Source organism: Nocardia thailandica NBRC 100428 (genome assembly GCF_000308795.1).
GTDB classification, from domain to species: Bacteria; Actinomycetota; Actinomycetes; order Mycobacteriales; family Mycobacteriaceae; genus Nocardia; species Nocardia thailandica.
On the sequence record NZ_BAGK01000148.1, the window covers coordinates 1 to 3,647 of the forward strand.

The 3,647-nt window shown below is 72.6% G+C and carries 4 protein-coding genes; 1 reads left to right on the forward strand and 3 read right to left on the reverse strand.

Annotated elements, in window-relative coordinates:
- Positions 1-15 precede the first annotated feature (15 nt).
- Complete coding sequence (aroB, locus tag ON36_RS16040; RefSeq protein WP_043653607.1) at positions 16-1,134, forward strand: 3-dehydroquinate synthase; 1,119 nt, start codon at positions 16-18, stop codon at positions 1,132-1,134.
- A gap of 76 nt (positions 1,135-1,210) precedes the next feature.
- Here the strand turns inward: aroB and ON36_RS16045 are convergent, their stop codons facing one another.
- The 3 genes from ON36_RS16045 to mltG form a co-directional block, all read right to left on the reverse strand.
- Positions 1,211-1,672, reverse strand: a complete 462-nt coding sequence (locus ON36_RS16045; protein WP_052314042.1) for a B-4DMT family transporter — start codon at positions 1,670-1,672, stop codon at positions 1,211-1,213.
- A gap of 35 nt (positions 1,673-1,707) precedes the next feature.
- Positions 1,708-2,514, reverse strand: a complete 807-nt coding sequence (locus ON36_RS16050; RefSeq protein WP_043653610.1) for a shikimate dehydrogenase — start codon at positions 2,512-2,514, stop codon at positions 1,708-1,710.
- A 4-nt stretch (positions 2,515-2,518) separates the two neighbouring features.
- Positions 2,519-3,647: endolytic transglycosylase MltG (gene mltG / locus ON36_RS16055; protein ID WP_043653613.1), on the reverse strand; the 1,129-nt coding region annotated here is incomplete at its 5' end.

Consider the following 3,647-nt stretch of genomic DNA (forward strand, 5'->3'; position numbering starts at 1 on the left):
ATCGGAGCAGCGCACGTGACAGAGCCCACCACCATCGAGGTCCGCACCGCCGACCCGTATCCGGTGATCATCGGCCGCGGTCTGCTCGGCGACCTCGTCGAGACCGTCACCGGCGCCTCCGGGGTGCGCACCGTCGCGGTGTTCTACCAGCCGCCGCTGGCCGAGACCGCCGAGGCCGTGCGCAAGGCGCTGGCCGACACCGGCATCGACGCGCACCGCATCGAGATCCCCGACGCCGAGGCGGGCAAGGACCTGGCGGTCGCCGGATTCTGCTGGGAGGTGCTCGGCCGGATCGGGCTGACCCGCAACGACGTGATCGTCAGCCTCGGCGGCGGCGCGGCCACCGACCTCGCGGGCTTCGTGGCGGCCACCTGGATGCGCGGGGTGAAGATCGTGCACGTGCCGACCACGCTGCTGGCGATGGTCGACGCGGCGGTGGGCGGCAAGACCGGCATCAACACCGAGGCGGGCAAGAACCTGGTCGGCTGCTTCCACGAGCCCGCCGCGGTCCTGGTCGACCTCGCGACGCTGGAGACGGTGCCGCGCAACGAGATCGTGGCGGGCATGGCCGAGATCATCAAGACCGGCTTCATCGCCGACCCGGTGATCCTGGATCTGATCGAAGCCGATCCCCAGGCCGCGCTCGACCCGGCCGGTGACGTGCTGCCCGAACTGATCCGCCGCTCGATCCAGGTCAAGGCCGACGTGGTCGCCGCCGACCTCAAGGAGTCGAGCCTGCGCGAGATCCTCAACTACGGCCACACCCTCGGGCACGCGGTCGAGCGGCGCGAACGCTACCGCTGGCGCCACGGCGCCGCGGTGTCGGTCGGCCTGGTGTTCGCCGCCGAGCTGGGCCGCCTTGCCGGGCGGCTGGACGACGCGACCGCGGACCGGCACCGTGCCGTGCTGGCCAGTGTCGGCCTGCCCACCGGTTACGACGCCGACGCGCTGCCGCAGCTGCTCGAGGCCATGCAGACCGACAAGAAGACCCGGTCGGGCGTGCTGCGTTTCGTGGTGCTCGACGGACTGGCCAAGCCGGGCCGCCTCGAGGGTCCGGACCCGGCCCTGCTGGCCGCGGCCTACTCGGTGATCGCCAAGGAGCCGACCCCGAACAGCGGCGCCATCCTGCTCTGACGCACAGCGGCCGGGACGCGGTGGCGCGTCCCGGCCGGGTTCGGCACGATCCGGGCAGCGCGCCGCCCGTGCCCGCTCAGAGCGCGGGCGAGAGTTCGGAGCTGGGCTCGGCCGTCGGCGCCGAGGGCTTGTCGCGGCCGGGGCGGCGGCGGCCGAAGGCGGCACCGGCCAGGGCGGGCAGGAAGATCAGCAGGACGATGAACGAGGCGCCCGCGGTGAGTTCGAACAGCGCGCCGCTGTCGCCGAGGTCGATCCCGGGGACGAAGTCGAGCAGCCAGCAGACCAGGCCGCTGCCCAGTCCGGCGGCGACCGCGACCTGCAGCCAGCGCACCAGAAGGTCGGCGCCCGGGTCGGCGCGCGCGTCCCGCACCGCCCACCAGACGGTGGCGGCGACGATGATCACCAGGCACAGCACCCGCATCGCCGTCCCCCAGGTCGGCCAGTAGACCATCGCGAAGCCGAGCAGCAGCCGCAAAGCCACCACCACCGCGCCGAGCCCGACGGCCCGGAGCATCCACGCGCTCATCGACACACCCATGGGGACCACCCTAGCGACGATTAGTAGAACACGTATCAGTTTTCGCCGAGCGCGGCGGCCATCTCGGCGCGGGGCGCCGGGCGGCCGGTGAACTGCTCCACCTGACCGTAGGCCTGATTGAGCAGCATCTGCAGCCCGCTGACCACCGTGTTGCCCGCCGCCGCGACCGCGCTCGCGAGCGGGGTCGGCCACGGGTTGTAGATCGCGTCGAGCACCACCGGCGCGACCGCGACGGCCTCGGCGATGCCGGCGGCCGCGGACGCGGGGATGGTGGAGACGACCGCCCCCGCGCCCGCGCACGCCGCGCGCACCGCGCCGGGCTCGAGCGGGATCACCGTGGCCGCCATGCCGAGCCGCTCGGCCAGGTCGAGCGCGCCGCGCGCCCGTCCGGCGTCCCGGGCGACCACGGTGACGGCCTTCGCGCCGAGGTCCGACAGCGCCAGCAGGGCGGGCCGGGCGGTGCCGCCCGCTCCCAGCACCACGGCCTCGGCGAGCGCCTCGACGCCTCCGCCGCGCAGGGCGCCGGACACGCCGTCGATGTCGGTGCAGTCGGCCCGCCAGCCGGACCCGGTGCGCACCAGCGTGTTCGCCGACCCGACCAGCACCGCGCGTTCGGTGCGTTCGTCGGCGACCGCCAGGGCGGCCTCCTTGCCGGGCATGGTCACCGACAGGCCGACCCATTCCGGGCCGAGCCCGGCCACCAGGCCGGGCAGCCGGTCCGCGTCGCACTCGACGCGCTCGTAGGTCCAGTCCAGGCCGAGCGCCCGGTAGGCGGCCAGATGCAGCTGGGGGGAACGGGAGTGGGCGATCGGGGAGCCCAGCACCGCGGCCTTGCGGGTCATCGCGTCACCGCCCGCTGTCGAGGATGCCGCTCTGCTGCGCCTTCTGGATGTTGCGCAGGTGCTCGGCGTAGCTCTCGGTGAACAGGGTGGTGCCCTTCTTGTCGATGGTCACGAAGTACAGCCACGGGCCCACCTCCGGGTTCTCCATGGCCTTGAGCGCGTTCAGCGACGGCGAGGAGATCGGATTGGCGGGCAGCCCGGCCATGGCGTAGGTGTTCCACGGGGTGACGCGGGTGCGGTCGGCGTCGGTGGTGGCCACCTCGGTCTGGTCGAGGGAGTAGTTGACCGTCGAGTCGAACTGCAGCGGCTGATCGATCTTCAGGCGGTTGACGATGACCCGGGCGACCTTCGGCATGTCCTGGGGCAGCGCCTCCCGCTCGACGAGCGAGGCCGCGATCAGCGTCTGGTACGGGTCGAGGCCATTGCTCGTGCCCGAGCGCAGCAGGCCGGTCTCCTCGTACTTGGCGGCGCTGGTGGTGATGAGCTGGCGCAGGATCTGCTGCGGGGTCTGGCCGGGATCGAAATCCCAGGTGCCCGCGGCGATCAGGCCCTCGAGCTGACGCTTGCGGTCCGGCGCCGCCGACACCGAGGCTCGCGCCCACTCCGGCACGCCTAGCCCGGCCAGGTCGGTGCTCGCGCCCGCCGCGTCGAGCTGGTCGACGGTCACGCAGCGCGGGGACGGTCCGCTGCCGATGCAGCTGGCGGCGGCGATCTTGGTGTAGAGGCCCTCCTTGCGGGCGCCGGTGTTGACGTCCTGCTGGTCGTGCAGCTGCCTGCCCTCGGAGATCACCAGGTTGCCGACCCGGGATCCCTTGCCCACCAACGTCGTCACCGCCTGGGCGGCCGGACTGCGTTGCGGCACGGCGTAATAGCCGGGCTGCAGGCTGTTCATCGCCGTATTCTTCACGGCCGCTTCGTAGAAGGCGGCCGAGCTGGCCACGACGCCCTTGTCGAACATCGTCTCGGCGATCTGCGTGGCGGTGTCCCCGGAGTGCACCTGCACCACGACCAGGTCACCGCCCGGCCCGGCGAAGTCCTCGGCGGGCGCGATGTCGCTGATGAACTTGTAGCCCGCGAAACCGACCGCGCCGACGAACAACACGGCGAACACGACCGCGACCAGCCACAGCGTG

Excerpts from the sequence above, each read along its gene's own strand:
- ON36_RS16045 (WP_052314042.1), bottom strand. The coding sequence starts at position 1,672 with ATGGGTGTGTCGATGAGCGCGTGGATGCTCCGGGCCGTCGGGCTCGGC.
- ON36_RS16050 (WP_043653610.1), bottom strand. The coding sequence starts at position 2,514 with ATGACCCGCAAGGCCGCGGTGCTGGGCTCCCCGATCGCCCACTCCCGT.